This window comes from Treponema sp. R6D11 (assembly GCF_054786075.1).
Window position 1 is genome coordinate 1 of record NZ_BDHD01001394.1, and the last position, 312, is coordinate 312.

The following is a 312-nucleotide window of genomic DNA, read 5'->3' on the forward strand; positions in this document are numbered from 1 at the left end:
GTCCTAGACTACGCCAACTTGGAAACGTACTATCTTTTAAATTACGAAAAGGCAAATAAGATACTAGAGCACGAGCTTTTAGATTACGCGCCAAACGACATCGACGGGCTTCTTGCCGCGGGCGACAATTTTATGGCGTGGGCGGATTCCGATCCTTCAAAAAATTACGACAGGTATGAAGACGCGCGTTTCTGCTACGCGAGGGTGCTGGGAATCACCGGCTGGACGGGCCCCGTTCTGGAAAGGATGCTGCTCTACTTTATGCATACGGACAACCTGAAGGAAACGTTGAACCTTAGGGCTTGGTTCGAA

1 pseudogene is annotated in these 312 nt (G+C 49.7%); it reads left to right on the forward strand.

Features of this window, described 5'->3' with window-relative positions:
- Positions 1-312, forward strand: a pseudogene (locus ACYVTD_RS18900) (periplasmic flagellar collar protein FlcA); the annotation flags it as partial.